Source organism: Sedimentibacter saalensis (genome assembly GCF_007830175.1).
In the GTDB taxonomy this organism is placed as follows: Bacteria; Bacillota; Clostridia; order Tissierellales; family Sedimentibacteraceae; genus Sedimentibacter; species Sedimentibacter saalensis.
Genome location: NZ_VLKH01000013.1, coordinates 84,569 through 102,838, shown reverse-complemented (window position 1 = coordinate 102,838; position 18,270 = coordinate 84,569). Strand labels below are relative to the sequence as shown.

At 36.3% G+C, this 18,270-nt stretch carries 12 protein-coding genes and 1 riboswitch; of the genes, 11 read left to right on the top strand and 1 reads right to left on the bottom strand.

Translation table 11 applies throughout. The features are described 5' to 3' along the window. The 10 genes from LY60_RS16710 to LY60_RS16665 all read left to right on the top strand — a co-directional run. Positions 1–2,137 (top strand): S-layer homology domain-containing protein (locus tag LY60_RS16710; RefSeq protein ID WP_145086547.1); only part of this gene is annotated, 2,137 nt, incomplete at its 5' end. A 194-nt stretch (positions 2,138–2,331) separates the two neighbouring features. After that, positions 2,332–2,419, top strand: a riboswitch (cyclic di-GMP riboswitch). Positions 2,420–2,549: 130 nt separating this feature from the next. Further along, a complete protein-coding gene (locus LY60_RS16705) occupies positions 2,550–4,931 on the top strand; it encodes a DUF7507 domain-containing protein (protein ID WP_145086544.1) in 2,382 nt (793 codons plus the stop codon). 55 nt (positions 4,932–4,986) lie between these two features. Further along, entirely contained in the window at positions 4,987–5,730 is a 744-nt protein-coding gene (locus LY60_RS16700) for a class D sortase (protein ID WP_170226283.1), read from the top strand. 196 nt (positions 5,731–5,926) lie between these two features. Beyond that, entirely contained in the window at positions 5,927–8,632 is a 2,706-nt protein-coding gene (locus tag LY60_RS16695) for an FAD-dependent oxidoreductase (protein ID WP_170226282.1), read from the top strand. Between the two features lie 365 nt (positions 8,633–8,997). Further along, entirely contained in the window at positions 8,998–9,891 is an 894-nt protein-coding gene (locus tag LY60_RS16690; RefSeq protein WP_145086534.1) for a sigma-E processing peptidase SpoIIGA, read from the top strand. After that, positions 9,869–10,591 carry an RNA polymerase sporulation sigma factor SigE gene (sigE, locus tag LY60_RS16685; RefSeq protein WP_019227360.1) on the top strand — a complete coding sequence of 241 codons (723 nt, stop codon included), beginning with the start codon at positions 9,869–9,871 and terminating at the stop codon, positions 10,589–10,591. The genes LY60_RS16690 and sigE overlap by 23 nt, the downstream gene beginning before the upstream one ends. A gap of 61 nt (positions 10,592–10,652) precedes the next feature. After that, positions 10,653–11,426 (top strand): RNA polymerase sporulation sigma factor SigG, encoded by a 774-nt coding sequence (sigG, locus tag LY60_RS16680; protein ID WP_019227359.1) that lies wholly within the window; start codon positions 10,653–10,655, stop codon positions 11,424–11,426. Between the two features lie 207 nt (positions 11,427–11,633). Next, positions 11,634–11,906: a YlmC/YmxH family sporulation protein gene (locus LY60_RS16675; RefSeq protein WP_019227358.1), complete on the top strand. Its 273-nt coding sequence runs from the start codon at positions 11,634–11,636 to the stop codon at positions 11,904–11,906. Positions 11,907–12,146: 240 nt separating this feature from the next. After that, a complete protein-coding gene (locus LY60_RS16670) occupies positions 12,147–14,987 on the top strand; it encodes an LCCL domain-containing protein (protein ID WP_145086530.1) in 2,841 nt (946 codons plus the stop codon). A 44-nt stretch (positions 14,988–15,031) separates the two neighbouring features. Beyond that, positions 15,032–15,325, top strand: coding sequence for a copper amine oxidase N-terminal domain-containing protein (locus tag LY60_RS16665; RefSeq protein ID WP_145086527.1), 294 nt, complete (start codon positions 15,032–15,034; stop codon positions 15,323–15,325). A gap of 85 nt (positions 15,326–15,410) precedes the next feature. Here LY60_RS16665 and LY60_RS16660 read toward each other — a convergent pair whose 3' ends face one another. After that, on the bottom strand, positions 15,411–16,565 hold the full coding sequence (locus LY60_RS16660; protein ID WP_145086524.1) for a 1-deoxy-D-xylulose-5-phosphate reductoisomerase: 1,155 nt from the start codon (positions 16,563–16,565) through the stop codon (positions 15,411–15,413). 211 nt (positions 16,566–16,776) lie between these two features. Between LY60_RS16660 and thrC the strand changes: the two genes are divergently transcribed. Beyond that, complete coding sequence (gene thrC / locus LY60_RS16655; protein WP_145086520.1) at positions 16,777–18,264, top strand: threonine synthase; 1,488 nt, start codon at positions 16,777–16,779, stop codon at positions 18,262–18,264. The last annotated feature ends 6 nt before the right edge of the window (positions 18,265–18,270 follow it).

The window sequence follows — 18,270 nt, the reverse complement described above, 5'->3', positions numbered from 1 at the left end:
CGATACTTATGAAAATAGTTACCCAGGCTGGACATATGTTAGCGGAGCAGTAGACGGATTAACATCAGCGGTAGTGGAAGCACCGAACGGAACAACAAAATTGAAACTATATTACACAGTGGATAGTGTTGATTTTACGGTAGAACATTATCTGCAAAATTCAGATGGAACAACATATCCAGCAACACCGACATATACAGAAACAGACAGTGCAAATACTGGAGTGACAGTATATGACGATACTTATGAAAATAGTTACCCAGGCTGGACATATGTTAGCGGAGCAGTAGACGGAGTAACATCAGCGGTAGTGGAAGTACCGAACGGAACAACAATATTGAAACTGTATTATGAGTTGAGAACAGACTTGAGCTACACAATCAACTACTATAAGGATAATGTTACTAATACCGATGATGTAAACTTCTTAGAAACAGAATCAGTATACAATGTAACATTCTTATCAGGAATAACATTGACAGAAGAACAATTAAATAAACATCAGCCAACAGGATATCATTCAGGAGTTCAACAGGGAACAGTACCATATGTAATCCAGGTGTCAGGCAATGTGATTAATGTGCTTTATTCAAGAATAACTATTGAAATACCTGTAAATAAGGTATGGATAGGTGAAGTGCCGTATGAAAGCAATGGCGTGGTAGTTAATCTGATGAGTGGAGAACAATTAATAGACAGCTTAACATTGAATGAACCTGAATGGACAGATAGCTTTGTGGTTCCAAAGTATGATGATCAAGGCAATGAAATTCAATACACAGTTGAAGAAGTTGAAATTGATGGTTATATTTCAAAAGTAATTAAGAATGAAAATGGAAGCTATACAATAACAAACACTGAAACTGTAGATATATTTGTACAAAAGTATTGGATTGATGAAGTATATGAACCGACTCAGGAAATGAGTATCATGCAAGACAAAGTAACTAGACCGAACATTATTATCAATTTGTGGGTAGGGGAAGCTATAATTACTTCTGTTACTCTTGAAAATGGTGACACTGAACACGTGTTTGAAAATCTCCCAAAATTTGATAGTAATGGAGTTCCAATCAATTATGGCGTTGATGAAGTAAAGGTTGTAGGTTACGATACTTTTGTTCATGAATATGAAGATGATTATTATGTTTTAATTGAAAACATAATTCAAAATCATGATGTATTCTACAATGCAAATTTTACAACAACAGATACCATGACTGATAACCTCAATCCATATAAATATGGTGAGAAGGTAACAGTACTAGGTAACACATTTACAAGATACAATTACACATTTATAGGATGGAATACAGAATCAAACGGAAGCGGAACATCTTATTATCCTGGCAATGTCGAACGTAATACATTCGATATGCCGGCTAACGACGTAACTCTTTATGCACAGTGGAGTTACAACGGGGATGACGATGACGATGACGACGATGAAGATATTCCTGATCCACAAGTACCGTTGGCAGACCTTGAAAAATTAGATCACTTTGCGTACGTAATTGGTTATCCAGAGGGAGATGTTAGACCTCTTAACAATATAACCAGGGAAGAAGTGGCAATGATTTTCTACAGACTGCTGACAGATGAAAGCAGAAACAATTTGTTAAGCGATTCTAATCCATTTACGGATTTAGAAAATCATGGATGGTCAAATCGTGCAATATCAACATTGTACAATGCTGGTATAATCAAAGGCTATCCTGATGGAACATTTAAGCCGTCAGATCCTATTAGCAGAGCAGAATTTGCAACTATTGCTGCTAAGTTCGATAAACTCGAGCTAGGCAGTACAAGTAAGTTCACAGACATATTTGGTCATTGGGCAGAGAAGTATATAACATCTTCTGAAATCAAGGGATGGATTAAAGGTTATCCAGATTTAACATTTAAACCTGAACAAGATATTACAAGAGCTGAAGCAATGACATTGATTAACAATGTATTGGAAAGATTAGTTCCGGAAGAAAATATACATCCAGATGCTATGTTCTGGCCGGATAGCACAAGTGACAAGTGGTACTTCGAAGCTGTAATGGAAGCAACAAACAGTCACAATTATATTTATGAAGAAGACGGAGATGAACTCTGGACAGGATTAAAGGCTAATAAAGTTTGGCCGTAAGCATAACAAAAAAAACAACCACTAATGGTGGTTGTTTTTTTTGTTGAATTTACAGATATTGTAGTTAAATTTGAAATTATGTAGAATAAAGAATATATTCTATAAATTAACATATTTATTTACAAAACATATTAATAAGGGAAATATTTTTTAAAATGTTTACAGTTGCTTTTTTGTGGTATAAATTAAATACAATTTAATATTGGCAAAACTATTGAAAAATAGTGACGCAAAGCTATGAAGTCTAAAGTATGAAACTACTATGATAGTTCAGCTGCAAATTAATTATAGAATTATTTTGCAGCTTTTTTATTTTAGAAATAATGGGAGAAGAAAATGTATCTTTAGCTTTTGTTTAAAAGAACAAGGCAACAATTTTATTGGGATTTTCAAATTTGGAAAGGAGAAAATTATGAGAAAAATCAATACCCACAAAAGAATATTAGCGATAGTATTATCTGTAATGCTTATAACGCTGGGAATACCATTGACAGCTCAGGCAACGACTTCAAATTGGAAACAGTTTGCAGATGAATCTGGCAATCAAAAATGGATAAACGGAGATCTTAACCGAAACAATTCTACATATACAGAAGGCAGATCTGTCCCACAACGTCTTATATTGAATGATATTACCACAGGCAGTGGAATACACTATGTTGATTTCGAATACCAGTTTACAAAAGGCGGAAAGTATGCCTATGACTTTATTGTAGGTTATGATCAGGCAGAATCAACATCCGGTCACACTTGGGATGAAGGATGGATATGGTATGACATTGATGAAGAAGACATAGAAAGACTTAATGATAATGTAACGTATATTCCTATACCTACAAACAATTATGCTACAGAAAAGGAAGATGCATTCGAGGATACTAACGGAGAACGAAGGATTTATATTTATTCCAACAAACCATTAACGGATGCTTCAATAACCATGAATAACCAGTTGGACGGAGATTTGAATAAAGACAGCACTCTTGGTTTTACAGTCAGTTGGGAAGGTGATGCTGATGAAGTAATGATTATATATGCTTCTCACATTGCTATGGGTGTTGAAGGGCCAGAAGGCTGGGGTCTTGGTATGGGTGCAAGCGAAATTAACGGTTCACCTTATCACAACAAGCTTGGACCGTACAGCTCAGAATGGAAAGGCAGCAGGTCACAAGACAATCAACTTCAGATTAAGGATGGGCCAGAGACTGTATACGGAAAAATTGAAGTAACTAAAACAGCCAGTCCGTTGACAATGGCTGAGCCTGGTGGAGAGTTTACGTACACATATGTTGTTAAGAATATTGGAACGGTTCCGGTAACATTGACAAGTGTTGTGGATGATATAATAGGTCCCATTGAACTTCCTGCAGATGTAGAACTTGCTCCCGGTGAATCAACAGCAGCTATGACAGCCAAACATACGTACACAGACGATGGAGTGTATACAAATACAGTAATTGCAACAGCAAAGGATAATAAAAATAATACAATCACTGATACAGATTCTGCTGAAGTAACTGTGACAGATACATTACCAAGTATCACAGTGACAAAGGTTGCAAATCCAACAAGTCTGCCAAAATCAGGCGGAGTGTTCACATATACTTATGTGGTTAAAAATAATGGCATTGTGCCGGTGACAGTAACAAGCGTAGAAGATAATGTAATAGGAACCATAACATTGCCGGCAGACGTAGAACTTGCTCCCGGTGAATCAACAACAGCCATGACAGGAGTTAAAACTTACACTGAACCAGGTACTTATTCTAATACAGTAACAGCAAAAGCTGAAGACGATGACGAAAATGAAGCCACAGCAACAGCAGTTGCTTCTGTAACAGTAACAAATTCTGATGCAAGTATTATAGTAACAAAGACAGCAGACCCTATTGTTATGGCAGAGCCTGGTGGAGAGTTCACATATACGTATGTTGTAAAAAATAATGGTAATATACCTGTTACAGTAACGAGTGTAATCGATGATGTAATTGGAGTGATAACATTGCCATCAGATGTTGAACTTGCACCTGGAGAATCAACAGCAGCAATGACAGGCAAGCACACTTACACAGATGATGGAGTTTATACAAACATTGTAACTGTCAAAGCTGTCAATGGTGAAGACGAAGTCACCAACACAGCTAGTGCTACAGTAACCGTAACAGATACAAAACCGATTATATCAGTGACAAAGACAGCCAATCCAACAAGTATGGCAGTGCCTGGAGGACAGTTCACATACACATATATAGTAAAAAACATAGGAACAGTACCGGTGACTGTTACAAGCGTTGAAGATAATGTAATAGGTAAAATAAAATTACCTGATGATGTAAATCTCGAACCTGGTGAATCAACTATTGCCATGACAGGTACAAAGATTTATACAGAAATAGGAACTTATCCAAATACAGTTGTGGCAAAAGCTGTTGATGATGATGAAAATGAAGTCACAGCTTCAGCTAATGTATCTGTAACAGTAACAAGAGCTAGTGATCCGGACGATGATGAAGATGAAGATGATGAAGATGACGATGACGGCGAAGATGAAGAAGAGGACTTAGTTCCAATAGAAGACCCGGATGTTCCAAGAGGGGAAATATTACAGGTGCCGGATGAGCCATCTAGCCCGGATGTTCCTGTTGAAGATGAAACAATAGAGGAAAGTGCTGTTCCTAAAGGAACACTTCCAGATACAGGATCGGTATTTAATACATGGATTTTAGCTGCTATTGGGTTATTTATGATAATAGCGGGTATAATCATAAATAAGAAAAATAAAGTTCAAGGTTAACAATAGCAATAAGGAGGAACGTTAAAGTTCCTCCTATTTAAAAAGGATGATTTTTATGAGAAAATATTTATCACGGATTTTGATAACAGCAGGCTTAATAATAATTGGAATTGCACTGTATCAAAAAGTGAATACCATATATTATCAAAACAAATTAATGAATGAATATGATGAATATATTAGTACGCTTAAAAATCAGGGTACAAATGAAATTGAAGAATTAATAGATGATGTACTTGTTGAAACAGATGATGATATTCTTGAGGCTAACTTGCTGGTGCCTGAAACCGAAGAAGCAAAAGAAATTGATAACTCTGAAGAAAACAATATTGCAGAACCTGAAGGTGTTGAAAACTCAAAGCCTGATCTTGTAAAACTATTTGAAAATAAAGAAATCAGCGGTATTATTGAAATACCCAAAATCAATGTAAGTGCTGCAATACTGGAAGGTACTGATGACAGTGCATTAAAATATGCAGTTGGACATTATCCCGGAACAGTACAGCCAGGCGAAGATGGCAATAGTGTATTGCTGGGACACAGAAATTACGTATATGGGCATTTTTTTAGAAAGCTTGATAAATTGGAAGCAGGAGACAGAGTTGTTATAAAAAAAGATGAAAATATTTATACTTATGTAATTTATGAATCATTTGTAGTGAAGCCGGAGGATACATGGGTATTAGATAAAACATCAGATTCTATTATAACAATGATTACATGTACTCCCATCGGTACATACACAGATAGATTAGTTGTAAGAGGTGAATTGCTGGAAGAAAAAGAAAATCAGTCATAGTCATAAGCGGAGCATAAAATCTCCGCTTATTTTTATGCCTTTTTTGCTTGATGGTTATGGAAAATGTTTACATTTAGGTTAAAAGAGGTTAAAATAATAACAAGAATTAATCAGTATTCGTCAAGATGTGAGTTTGAATTCATAAATGAGGGGTATAATTAAAATTGGCGAAACTTTAATGTTAAGAGGAGGAAAAATGAAATCATTAAAATTGAAAGATAATATTTATTGGGTGGGGAGCCTTGATCCTGAACTTGAGGTGTTTGATATAATTATGCGCACCGAGTTCGGCACATCATACAATTCATATGTTGTGAAAGGCAGCGAAAAAATTGCGCTGATTGAAACAGTTAAATTGAAGTGTTTTGATGATTATCTGGAAAAGTTAAAGGAATTAAATATATCAGCACAAGATGTGGATTACATAATAGTAAATCATACAGAACCTGACCACTCGGGCTCAATTGAAAATCTTGTTAAAATGAACCCTGACATTCAGGTTGTTGGTTCAAAACAAGCAATTGAATTCATGAATCACATAAGCAATACTCAGTTTAAATCCATTGCAGTTAAGGATGGAGATGAATTGTCACTGGGGGACAAGACGTTTAAATTCATTGATGCAAAGTTCCTGCACTGGCCTGATTCAATGTTTTCTTATTTGAAGGAAGACAAGACATTGTTCACATGTGATGCTTTCGGAGCTCATTATTCTCTGGATACGGTTTTGCAGAGCACCGTTATTAACAAAGATGATTACATGGGTGCTTTCAAATATTATTTTGATAATATTCTTGCTCCTTTTAAATCTTTTTATCTTCAGGCAATTGAAAGAATTGAAAATCTTGACATAGATATGGTCTGCACAGGACACGGTCCTGTCCTTGATGAAGATCCATGGAAAATTATCAATCTTTCCAAACAATATTCAACAGAAAAGAAGCCATTTGAAGGAAAATTGGTTGTAATTCCATATGTTTCAGCATATGGCTACACAAAATCAATGGCTGAAGAAATTGCAAAAGGTATTTCAGAGTCAGGTATCAAGACTGAACTATATGATATGGTTTATGAAGATGAAAAGAAAGTGCTTGATAGAATATACTGGGCAGACGGTGTGCTGTTTGGTTCACCTACAATGGTGGGAGAAGCATTAGAGCCCATATGGAGTATTCTAATTAAAATGTATGCTCCTATTTACAAAGGAAAATATGCATCTGCTTTTGGTTCATATGGCTGGAGCGGAGAAGCGGTTCCAAACATCATGCAAAGAATTAAGCAAATAAGACTGAAGCCTTTTGGTGAAGGCCTGAGAATTCGATTTAAACCTTCTGAGGAACAAATAAAAGAAGCATACAATTTCGGCGTAGAATTTGCATATGCTGTTGATCCAAGTGCAAAAAAAGAAACTCAAACAAAGTGGAAATGTATTGTATGCGGAGCAGTTGTTGAAGGTGAAGAGCCTCCTGCAAAGTGTCCTGTGTGCGGCGTTGGACCTGAAAATTTTGAAAAGGTTCAAGAAGAACTTAAAGTTCAATCAACAAAGGTAAATGAAGCAGCAGTTGCCGGTGATGAACAAAAAACTTTCAGATGGAAATGTACCGTATGCGGTGAAATTATAGAAGGAACAAATCCGCCTGAAGCATGTCCTGTATGCGGCGTGGGCCCGGAATATTTTGTAAAGGTTGATGATGAAGGTTCAGAAGAAAATTATGCTGACATAAATGAAAAAATAGTCATCATAGGTGCAAGCGGTGCTGGAATGGCAGCTTGTGTTGAAATAAGGAAAAGAAACAAAATAAGCGACATTACAATTATCTCTAAGGAGAGTGTTAAGGGATACTACAGGCCGCAGCTTTCTAAAATGCTGTCAAACGATACAGTAACAGTTGAATCGATGATTATAAAGGATGACAAGTGGCTTCAGGAAAACAAGGTTAATCTCATGCTTGACAAAGTAGTTACATCAATTGATTCAGAAAATAAAACTGTAACACTTGAAAGCGGAGAAAAGATTGAATACACTAAACTCATAGTTGCATCAGGAGCAGAAGTGTTTGTGCCTCCTTTTGCAGGAAGAGATAAGCAGGGGGTATTTACACTGAGATATGCCAAGGACGGCAATGACATAAAAGAATATTCAAAAGGCAAGAAAACAGGAGCTGTAATTGGCGGCGGTGTTTTAGGACTTGAAGCAGCCAATGAGTTAAAGAATTTAGGACTTAAGGTTACTGTAATTGAAATGGCAGACAGGATTCTTCCTCGTCAGCTTGACGGTGATGCTTCAAAAATACTTGAAGAAATAGTTGAAAATTCAGGTGTTACATTTTTAAAAGGTGTAGGAACAAAGGAAATTTTAGGCGATGACAAAGTTAAGGGAATACTACTGGACAACGGTGAAACGGTGGAGGCAGAAGTTGTAATAGTATCTACTGGAGTCAAAGCCAACACCAAAATTGCAGAAGGAACAGGCATTGAAATTAAAAGGGCCATTGTTGTTAACAGCAAAATGGAAACAGCTGCAAAAGACATATATGCATGCGGAGACTGCGCTGAATACAACGGCATAAACTACGCGTTATGGAGTGAAGCAATTGAGCAGGGAAAAGCAGCAGGAATCAATGTCTTAGGCGGAAGAAGCGAATATGAAACAATAATTCCTTCCACAACTTTAAATGCCTTTGGTTCAAGCGTATTTTCAATAGGTGACATAGGTTCTGATCCTAATGCTGAATACATGACATTTGAAAAAAATGAAGGCAAAAATTACAAGAAGCTGTATTTCAAGGAAGGGATACTTGCTGGAGGAATACTAATCGGTGACACCTCACAGACTGTAGACCTTATTCAGGGATTTGAAAATAAAAAAACCATGGAAGAAATGGCTGAAAAGTTTAAATAATAGAATCATTATGTGCGGATTTTATTTGAGCTAATAACAGCGGGCGGACAGTAATCCGCCCCTACGCATTAGAAACATTGATATTTGGCGATGTATCGGAATTCCAGATTGTAGGGGAGAACTACTGTTCTCCCGCATATAAAAATTATTGAATCAATAACAACGGGCGGACAGTAATCCGCCCCTACGCATTGGCAATATTGACATTTTTCGCGGGATTTATTCCGCGTTTTTTTTTATTTTTGATTACATGTTATGACAAAATATTTTAAAAGTGTATTTTATAATGAATAATGTGATTTCTCAAAAATACTGACGCAGTGTGTATTTATGACAATCATATTATTACATTTTGCGAGGTGGAGATGGTTTATTACGTTGAATATATCTTCGCTGAAAATTTTTTGATTGATTTCATATTGCTTTTCATAACAGGAAAACTCTTAAAAAAAACAATTATATACAGGAGGTTGATCATTTCATCTGTTCTTGGTGCAGTGTATGTAATTTTGACTGCATATATAGGCAGAGAATTTATGACATATTTCATAGTCAAGTTCAGCGTTTCGGTTTTAATGGTAATGATTGCTTATGATTCCAAAGGAATTGCAGCAAATTTAAGAACCATAATAGTCTTCTACATCACATCACTGTTGATGGTTGGGATTATAACCGCTTTGTACTATCTGGACTATGACAAGTTGACTGTTAATGCAATTGTATGCTCAATTTTTATGGGCTATGCAGCGTTGCATTTCTTTTTTAAAGAAATAAAAGCCAAATTTGAGAAACATAATTATATGAGAAATGTGGAAATAACAGTCAACAACAAAAGCAAAATACTGAGGGCGTACATTGATACTGGAAACGAGCTTACAGAACCAATGAGCGGGAAACCTGTAATAGTTGCAAATATGGAATGCATTAAGAACCTTTTAAGCAAAGAACTGTATGAGGAAATACTAATCTGCTGCAAGAATGGAAAAAACAGTTACGAAAATCTGCTAAACATGAAGAGCGATGTTAATCTCAGGATTGTTAAATACAACACCATAAGCAGCATAGGCGAAAATATGATTTGCCTGGTGCCTGATAATATTGAAATAACAGATGATAAAAATAATATTGTCAAGACAGATGCAGTAATAGGAATTTATCCCGGAAGAATAAACAAGAAGGATGACTATGATGCGCTGCTGTTTAAAAAATTGCTAGAATTGGAGAGGGAAACAAATAATGAGTATGTTAAATCATGTTAAAGATTTTTATAATAAAATACTTAACTTTATCATAGAGAAGTTTGGTTCTGACAAGGATATATTTTATATTGGCGGAAGTGACACTCTTCCTGCCCCTTTGTCTCAGGATGAAGAAAGAGAAGTAATCAACAGGCTAAAGGATTCGGATGATGCAAAAGCAATTCTCATTGAACACAATCTTAGGCTTGTGGTGTACCTTGCCAAGAAATTTGAATCCACAGGCATAAATGTGGAGGATTTAATTTCAATTGGAACTATCGGACTCATAAAAGCTGTCAACACATTTAAAGTTGAAAAGAATATTAAGCTTGCAACATATGCATCAAAGTGCATTGAAAATGAAATCTTGATGCACTTAAGGCGCGTTGGTAAGGCAAAGACGGAAATTTCACTGGATGAACCACTGAACATTGACTGGGACGGAAATGAACTTTTGCTGTCTGATATTTTGGGAACAGAGGAAGACATTGTTTTTAAAGACATGGAAAATGAAGTTGATTTGACGCTTCTCAATGAGTCCATAAAAAAACTTAACAAAAGGGAATACATGATTATGAAACTCAGGTTTGGCCTCAACAATTCAAGAAGCTTCACTCAGAAGGAAGTTGCTGACATGCTTGGAATCTCTCAATCCTACATATCACGCCTTGAGAAAAAGATACTGAGCAGACTAAAAAAGGAAATAAACAAGGCTGTATAAAAAGCATATACACGGTAATAATTTTAAAGGGGGATAATTTTTTATAAGGGGAAAAACGACGATGATAAACAAAGTAGTTATATGTGGCGTTAATACTTCTCAATTGCCTACAATAAAAACATCAGAAATGAGAGGTATGATAAAGAAAATCCAAGAAGGCGACAATGAGCTAAGAGAACAGTTTATAAATGGCAATTTAAGGCTAGTGCTAAGCGTGATTCAAAGATTTAATTCGAAAAACGAGCCAGTTGATGATTTGTTTCAAATCGGATGCGTTGGTCTTATAAAAGCAATTGATAATTTTGACTTGTCTCTTGACGTTAAGTTTTCTACATATGCTGTGCCTATGATTATAGGGGAAATCAGAAGGTATCTGAGAGACAACAATTCAATCAGGGTGTCAAGGTCTATGAAGGATACAGCCTACAAAGCTCTGCAAGTAAGAGAAAGACTTACAGCAGTTAATTCTCAGGAGCCTACAATAGCTGAAATAGCAAATGAAATTGGCGTTGACAAAGAAGAAATCATATTTGCTTTAGAGTCCATTCAAGAGCCTGTATCGTTGTTTGAACCCATTTACAATGACGGAGGAGATGCTCTTTACGTTGTAGATCAGGTCAAGGATGAAAAAAACATAGACGAAAGATGGATTGAAAAAATTACTTTAGAAGACAGCATAAGCAATTTGTCAGAAAGAGAAAGGCAAATAGTCGACATGCGTTTTTATAAAGGAAAGACTCAAATGGAAGTAGCCGAAGAAATAGGAATATCTCAGGCCCAGGTGTCCCGTCTGGAAAAATCAGCGCTGACACAATTGAAAAAAGGGTTCAGGTGAAACAGTTAATAAAAATTAAGAGTTAAGAATTAATAATTATGAATTAATGTTGGAACGCGTAGGCGTTCCTTCTTTTAATTCTTCACTCTTCACTCTTAATTCTTAATTTGTGACTATTTATTCTGAAATTCTAATGAACAGTGAATTTTTGGAATATTTTGTACAATCGGACATACCTTGTAATATATGCTGTGAAGGGGTGAATCTATGACTAACTACTGGGACATGATTGAAAAAGATGTTGTTAATATCAAAAACGGTGAAGTTTTAGGCAGATTTGACGATGTGGAAATAGACACAAGGGCAGGAAAAATTTCAGCATTTTATATAGAAGAAGCAAGCAAGTTCATGGGTATGCTGGGAAAATCAAAATCACGAAAAATAAAGTGGGAAGAAATACTAAAAGTTGGCATGGATGTTATTATAGTAAACGTCGACGATGATGAAAACAACGCAAGAATAAAAGACATGCTGGACTGAGCGTTAAAATATTACTTGAATTGAAATATAAGTTTGCAAAATGTTTATGGAGGGATACCCTACTGTAAATACCTATGTTAATTTCAAGAAAAAATGAAACAGACCTAATTAGAATTACCTAGGTCTGTTTTTGTGTCTCAATTAGACTTAATGAATATACTTTTAATGCTATTGAACATAAAATAATGTTAATGATATTAAAAGTGATTCACAAATTTGAAAATAGGTAAGGGGGTAAAAATGAGCAAAAAATCTATTATTAAAGTTATAACGCTTCTTATTATTCTGTATTCACTGAATGTGTCACAGGCATATGCATGGAAAGTAAAAACACATGTATACTCTGCAAATTTAATTTTAGAGGATGTAAGTGATGGATTTGTTGAAATAAAACCTTATGGTGAATTTGAAGTGTTGCCTGAATATGCAGAAATACTCAGGCAGTATCCGGAATATTACAGAGCTGGTGCACTAGGGCCGGATCTTATGCCGGATATTTTAATCGGTCAGACCATATTTCATCCCGGCAACACATATCAAACACCGGGAGACATGATTAATACGTTTTGGCACTTGGCTAATGAGCTGCCGGATTATGTTCCATCTCAAATGCAGCAGTCTATGAGCAACTATATAAGTTCAACCGTTCAAATTGATGTTATTCCACCAAAAGATGAAAATGATCCTGCAAATGATTTTTTGAGGATGAACAATAAACAACAGGCAAAAGCTTATGTCCTTGGTTTTATGGCACATGCAGCCGGAGATTATTTCGGGCACAGCTACATCAATAAATGGGCTGAAAAACCATGGCCAAATGTAGTTGATGGAATCAATGCAGAAGAAAAAAACATAATAAAGCGCCATTCAGTATTAGAATCATACATTGATTCAAAGATTCCTTCAAAGTATAAGACTAGACAATATAATTTAATCAAGGTGCCGCAAAGATTTTTGTTTGATACAATGTTGGTTGACGGAGAATTAAATATGCACAACATTGCACTGGACAGCAGGATGGCTCAATTTTTCGGAGATACTGAGTGTGTGCCTCCTCACATGGAACTATTCTTTGCAATCCGTGATGCCTGTGCAAGCAGAATCCAAACAATAAATAACAACAAAAACGGAAATGCATGGGATCAGTTTGTTTGGGGCATTTCTCTGCAAGCTGCACAAAAAGCATATTGTGAAGCGTGGATTGAAGATATAGATAGGGGTCTTGGCGCGTGGATAGATGCCAATGAAAGGGCTGCTCAGACAATGGTTATTGATGGATACGGCATGGAGCAGTACAAGGATGAGCTGAAAAAATGGTATGATGAGCACTTTTTGAGCATGCTTGGTTATCCTGATGTGGCAGTCAGTGTAAAAAATGATTTAGGCAGTGTTTCTGATTTCATAATGGAAATCGTACCGAATTCTGTTGAACAGGATTATAAGGCTGCAAAGCAGGATGCCATAAACTATGCTGTTAAAAAAGTGTTTAACATTGACCTTAATGAATGGATGACTCTTTTAAATCCGCCGCTCAGTTCAATGCAGACAGGCGGACTGTTCCGTCTAGGATCTTTTGATACAATTAATCAGGAAATGGGAAATTTTGCAACATGTACAAATACCAATGACCAGGAATTTGCTCCATTCAAGAACACGCTGACGCTAATGAAGCTTACATTGATCGGAGAGCCTGGTATACAGGAATTAAGAAGAGTATCAGGTTCTGGTGGATCACTCAGTTTTCCACCTTTTAAAAATACCATGACATATTTCATCAGAAACATGGATGTGGGATATGATTGGAATAATGGATCACCGCTGATGGGTTTCTTCATGTGGGGAAGCAATGAAGACAAGAACAAAATATTGAATTTAATATTTGATTTGAATCCTGAAGGTGTAAGGCCAACATTTTCAGATATGACACAGGGACCGATAGAAATTGTTCCTGGACCGCGTGAATATGGGTCAGTTCCTGATATATATGTTAAATATCAAAATGCACCTAATCAAATCAACGCAACCATAGGCTTGTATTCAACAGATAGCTTCATTAAAAATCCTGAGCAATGGAAAAACATCGCAGGTAAGGTAAACAGTGATTTTCTTGTTACAACTCCAGGAAAAGCAGGAAAATATCATTTCAGAATCTATGACAACAACAATGTATTGCTGGCAGTGAGCAATGAAATTGAAGTTGTTGCAGTAGAAAAAGAAAACAATAATTCCTCTCAAACAACTACAACGAAACCGACTGATGCAAACACTCAACCACCAGCCGTTGACAATGGCGCATTAAATGGTAATGGTTTAGATCTGACATACTATAGAAGCCGGGTAAATCAAACTTTAAATATAACTGTTACTGGAAGACTGGATGGATCAGTCTGGGGCAACGGAATTTATACTGATGATTCTGATGTTTCCACAGCAGCTGTCCATGCAGGAATAGTAAAATGTGGTGAAACCAAGACAGTGAGGGTAACAATTTTGCCCGGTCAATCTAGCTATGAAGGCAGCTGGAGGAACGGAGTTCGTTCAGAAGATTATATTGAATTTGATGGCAGTTTTAAATTTACCGACGTAAGTCTGCCGCTTTCTGAACAAGGTTTAACAGAAGGTATAGGAACCACAACCCGTGAAGAAGACTTGTATCTTGTAGAATATCAGGGAATGCATGGTACTGTAATAAATCTCATAGTAACAGGAGATACAGAAGGTGATGTGTGGGGTACCGATGTTTATACGGATGATTCAGATATTTCAGCAGCAGCTGTTCATGCAGGAATTTTAAAAGTAGGCGAGACAAAGACAATCAGCATTACAATACTTCCAGGACAAAGTTCATACAGAGGGACATTAAGAAACGGTGTAGAATCAGGTGATTACGGAGAATGGGACGGAAGCTTCAAATTTAACGATGTCTCCGCGGCACCGACACCGGTGAATGATTTAAATGAACAGGATGATATAACGGGTGTTAAAAATAAATATTATGCTGAAACAAATGACAGCAGTATTTTTGAATTAGCAGAAAACAGCTTTATAATGCTGCAGATAGATAATCCAAACATGACGTAAATGGTGAATGGGAGGAAATTGACCCGGGAAGAGGCACCACCCCTATGATAATTTCGTCACGTTCCATGGTTCCCATCAGAGCAGTTGTGGAAGCACTTGACGGGACTGTAAGCTGGGAAGGAAGCAGTCAAAAGATCACATTGACTGCGCAGGGTAACACGGTTGTTATGTGGATTGATAAAAATGAAATTCTGGTTAACGGCAACAGGTACTACATTGATGTGGCTCCTACCATTGTCAACGGACGCACATACGTACCATTAAGATTTGCAGCTGAAAACCTTAATACTAAGGTTTATTGGATAAATTCAACAAGAGAGGCTGTTATTATTTATTGATTCATATTATGACTTATGGGGATGATTTATCATCCCAATAAGTTTAAAGTATTATAACAAACTCTCAGCTTCCGAATGGTTCATTCTAATTTTTCAACAAGGAGTTTATTGTTCGTTTAGTCCATTCCTCGGCACTGAGGATTGTTTCTATTGATTCTATTTTTTCTTTTTTGTGCATGTTCATAATTTTTTCGTTTAAGTCTCCTATTTCAAGGAAGCTTATTTTTTTATCCAAAAACAAGCTGACGCATACTTCGTTTGATGCATTCAGCACAGCCGGCATGGTTCCTCCTTCTCTAAGTGAGTCAAAGGCAAGCCTTAAGCATTTGAAAACTTCCATGTCAGGCTTTTCAAATGTCAGATTGCCGATTTCAGAAAGAGAAAGGCTCTTGTAGCTGTTATTTAAACGTTTTGGATAAAACAAAGCAAACTGTATTGGTACTCTCATGTCCGGAAGTCCAAGCTGAGCAATGGTTGAATGATCACAGAACTCAACACCCGAATGTATTATGCTCTGAGGGTGTACCACAACTTCAATTTGTTCAGGTTCCACGTCGAATAAAAACTTTGCTTCAATAACTTCAAGTCCTTTGTTCATAAGCGTTGCTGAGTCTATGGTGATTTTTTTACCCATTGACCAGTTAGGATGCTTTAGTGCATCTTCAACCTTGACATTTTTTAAAAAATCAGTGTTTTTCCCCCTGAATGGTCCTCCGGAAGCTGTAAGGACTATTTTATTTATGGATTTTTTGTCATTTGCCATGAGGCTTTGGAAAATTGCACTGTGTTCGCTGTCAACGGGAAGTATTGGAGCATGATATTGTCTTGCAAGGTTCATTATGTAATCTCCGCCTGTTACTAATGTTTCCTTGTTTGCCAGGGCTATGGTTTTTCCTTTTTTTATTGCTGCAACTGTTGGCTTAAGACCTATCATTCCTGATACGGCAGTTACTATTATTTCACTCTTTTCATATTCTGCCGCTGCAATTAATCCGTCCATTCCAGACATTATTTCTGTCTTCACGTTGGATGGAAGAATGTTTTTTAAGGCAGATGCTTTTTCTTCGTTCATTACGCAGCAAAGCATTGGTGAAAATTCAATTATTTGTTCTCTTAAAAGTTCTATGTTGTTATTGCCTGTAATTGCGCACACCTTCAGCTCATCATCATGTTCGCGGACAACATCAAGAGTCTGGGTTCCTATGGAACCGGTGGAACCAAGTATACTTATATATTTCATGGCTGCTCCTTATTGTTTATGTAATTTTTAAATAATTTTATTTTATGAGTTACATTTTATCACAAAGACTATTACTTGCATAGCAAAATCAGGAAATTGCAATGATGTTCAAAATATTATGCTTACGAATTGTTTTATTTAAAAAAACACTTGTAATAATTTTGAGAACAGTATATCATATAGTATTATATCAAAGTACACGGAGGATAAAATGTTTCAAAGTTATGAAAGCACTAGAAACTCAAGTCTTGTTTCAACAGCGTCAAAAGCGGTACTGAAGGGAATAGCAGACGACGGCGGCTTGTACGTAATGAGGAATATTGAAGATAAAAATATTGACATAGAACGACTTCAAGGCAAGAGCTACACAGAAATTGCAGAAGAGATCTTAAGTATTATGCTTGATGATTTTCCAAAAGACAAAATAAAACAATGCGTCAAGAATGCATATACAGGCAAGTTCAGCACTGACGAAATAACTCCTGTTGTTAAGGTTGGAGATTCATATGTATCAGAGCTTTTCCACGGACCTACATCAGCATTCAAGGATGTTGCTTTGTCCATATTGCCGCACCTTTTGACAACAGCATATGATATGAACGATCTGAAGGGTGAGGTAATAATTCTTACAGCAACATCGGGAGACACAGGAAAAGCAGCTCTTGAAGGATTCAAGGATGTAAAGGGTACAAAAATAATTGTGTTTTATCCTGACGGTGGGGTCAGCCAGGTTCAAAAAGCACAGATGGCCACACAGGAAGGAACAAACACATATGTTTGTGCAATAAAAGGAAATTTTGATGATGCCCAGACAGGCGTTAAGAACATATTTGCAAATGAAAATTTAAGAGATGAGCTTGAAAAAAGAAATGAAATGTTTTCATCGGCAAATTCAATAAACATAGGCAGACTTGTTCCGCAAATCGTATATTATTTTTATGCCTACATGAAGCTTGTAGAATCAAATAGTATTAAAATAGGGGACAAGGTTAATTTCGCAGTTCCCACAGGAAATTTCGGAAACATTCTGGCAGGCTATTATGCCAAGAATCTTGGACTTCCTGTAAATAAACTAATTTGCGGATCAAATGAAAACAACGTGCTATATGATTTCATTAGGACGGGAATTTATGACAAAAACAGAGAATTCCACAAAACCATTTCTCCATCCATGGACATTCTTGTTTCAAGCAACCTAGAAAGGCTTTTGTACTATGTAAGTGGCAAGGACAACAATACTATAAAAAATCTAATGGAACAGCTTAATACTGCTGGAAAGTACGAAGTAAGTGATGAAATGAAAAAAGTCATCAGTGAGGAATTTTACGCTAATTGCGTTTTCAAGAATGAAACTGAAGAAACAATAAAAAGTGTATTCGAAAAATACGGATATCTTCTTGATACCCACACAGCTGTTGCATATAAGGCGCTGGAAACATACAAAAATGAAACAAATGATAATACAATGAGCATTGTTTTGTCCACTGCAAGTCCGTACAAGTTTTCAAAAAGTGTGTATGAATCACTTTACAATGAAACAAACAGCGACGAGTTTGAAATAATGCAGGAGCTTTCTGAAAAAACAGGAGTGAAAATACCTGAAAACCTAAAAGGATTAAAGGAAAAGAAAGTGATTCACAAAGAAGTGTGTGAAAAAGATGAAATGGAAATCTACGTGAGAAAAATTGCAATGAAATAGGAGATG

Excerpts from the sequence above, each read along its gene's own strand:
- LY60_RS16705 (WP_145086544.1), top strand. The coding sequence starts at position 2,550 with ATGAGAAAAATCAATACCCACAAAAGAATATTAGCGATAGTATTATCT.
- LY60_RS16700 (WP_170226283.1), top strand. The coding sequence starts at position 4,987 with ATGAGAAAATATTTATCACGGATTTTGATAACAGCAGGCTTAATAATA.
- LY60_RS16695 (WP_170226282.1), top strand. The coding sequence starts at position 5,927 with ATGAAATCATTAAAATTGAAAGATAATATTTATTGGGTGGGGAGCCTT.
- LY60_RS16690 (WP_145086534.1), top strand. The coding sequence starts at position 8,998 with ATGGTTTATTACGTTGAATATATCTTCGCTGAAAATTTTTTGATTGAT.
- sigE (WP_019227360.1), top strand. The coding sequence starts at position 9,869 with ATGAGTATGTTAAATCATGTTAAAGATTTTTATAATAAAATACTTAAC.
- sigG (WP_019227359.1), top strand. The coding sequence starts at position 10,653 with ATGATAAACAAAGTAGTTATATGTGGCGTTAATACTTCTCAATTGCCT.
- LY60_RS16675 (WP_019227358.1), top strand. The coding sequence starts at position 11,634 with ATGACTAACTACTGGGACATGATTGAAAAAGATGTTGTTAATATCAAA.
- LY60_RS16670 (WP_145086530.1), top strand. The coding sequence starts at position 12,147 with ATGAGCAAAAAATCTATTATTAAAGTTATAACGCTTCTTATTATTCTG.
- LY60_RS16665 (WP_145086527.1), top strand. The coding sequence starts at position 15,032 with ATGATAATTTCGTCACGTTCCATGGTTCCCATCAGAGCAGTTGTGGAA.
- LY60_RS16660 (WP_145086524.1), bottom strand. The coding sequence starts at position 16,565 with ATGAAATATATAAGTATACTTGGTTCCACCGGTTCCATAGGAACCCAG.
- thrC (WP_145086520.1), top strand. The coding sequence starts at position 16,777 with ATGTTTCAAAGTTATGAAAGCACTAGAAACTCAAGTCTTGTTTCAACA.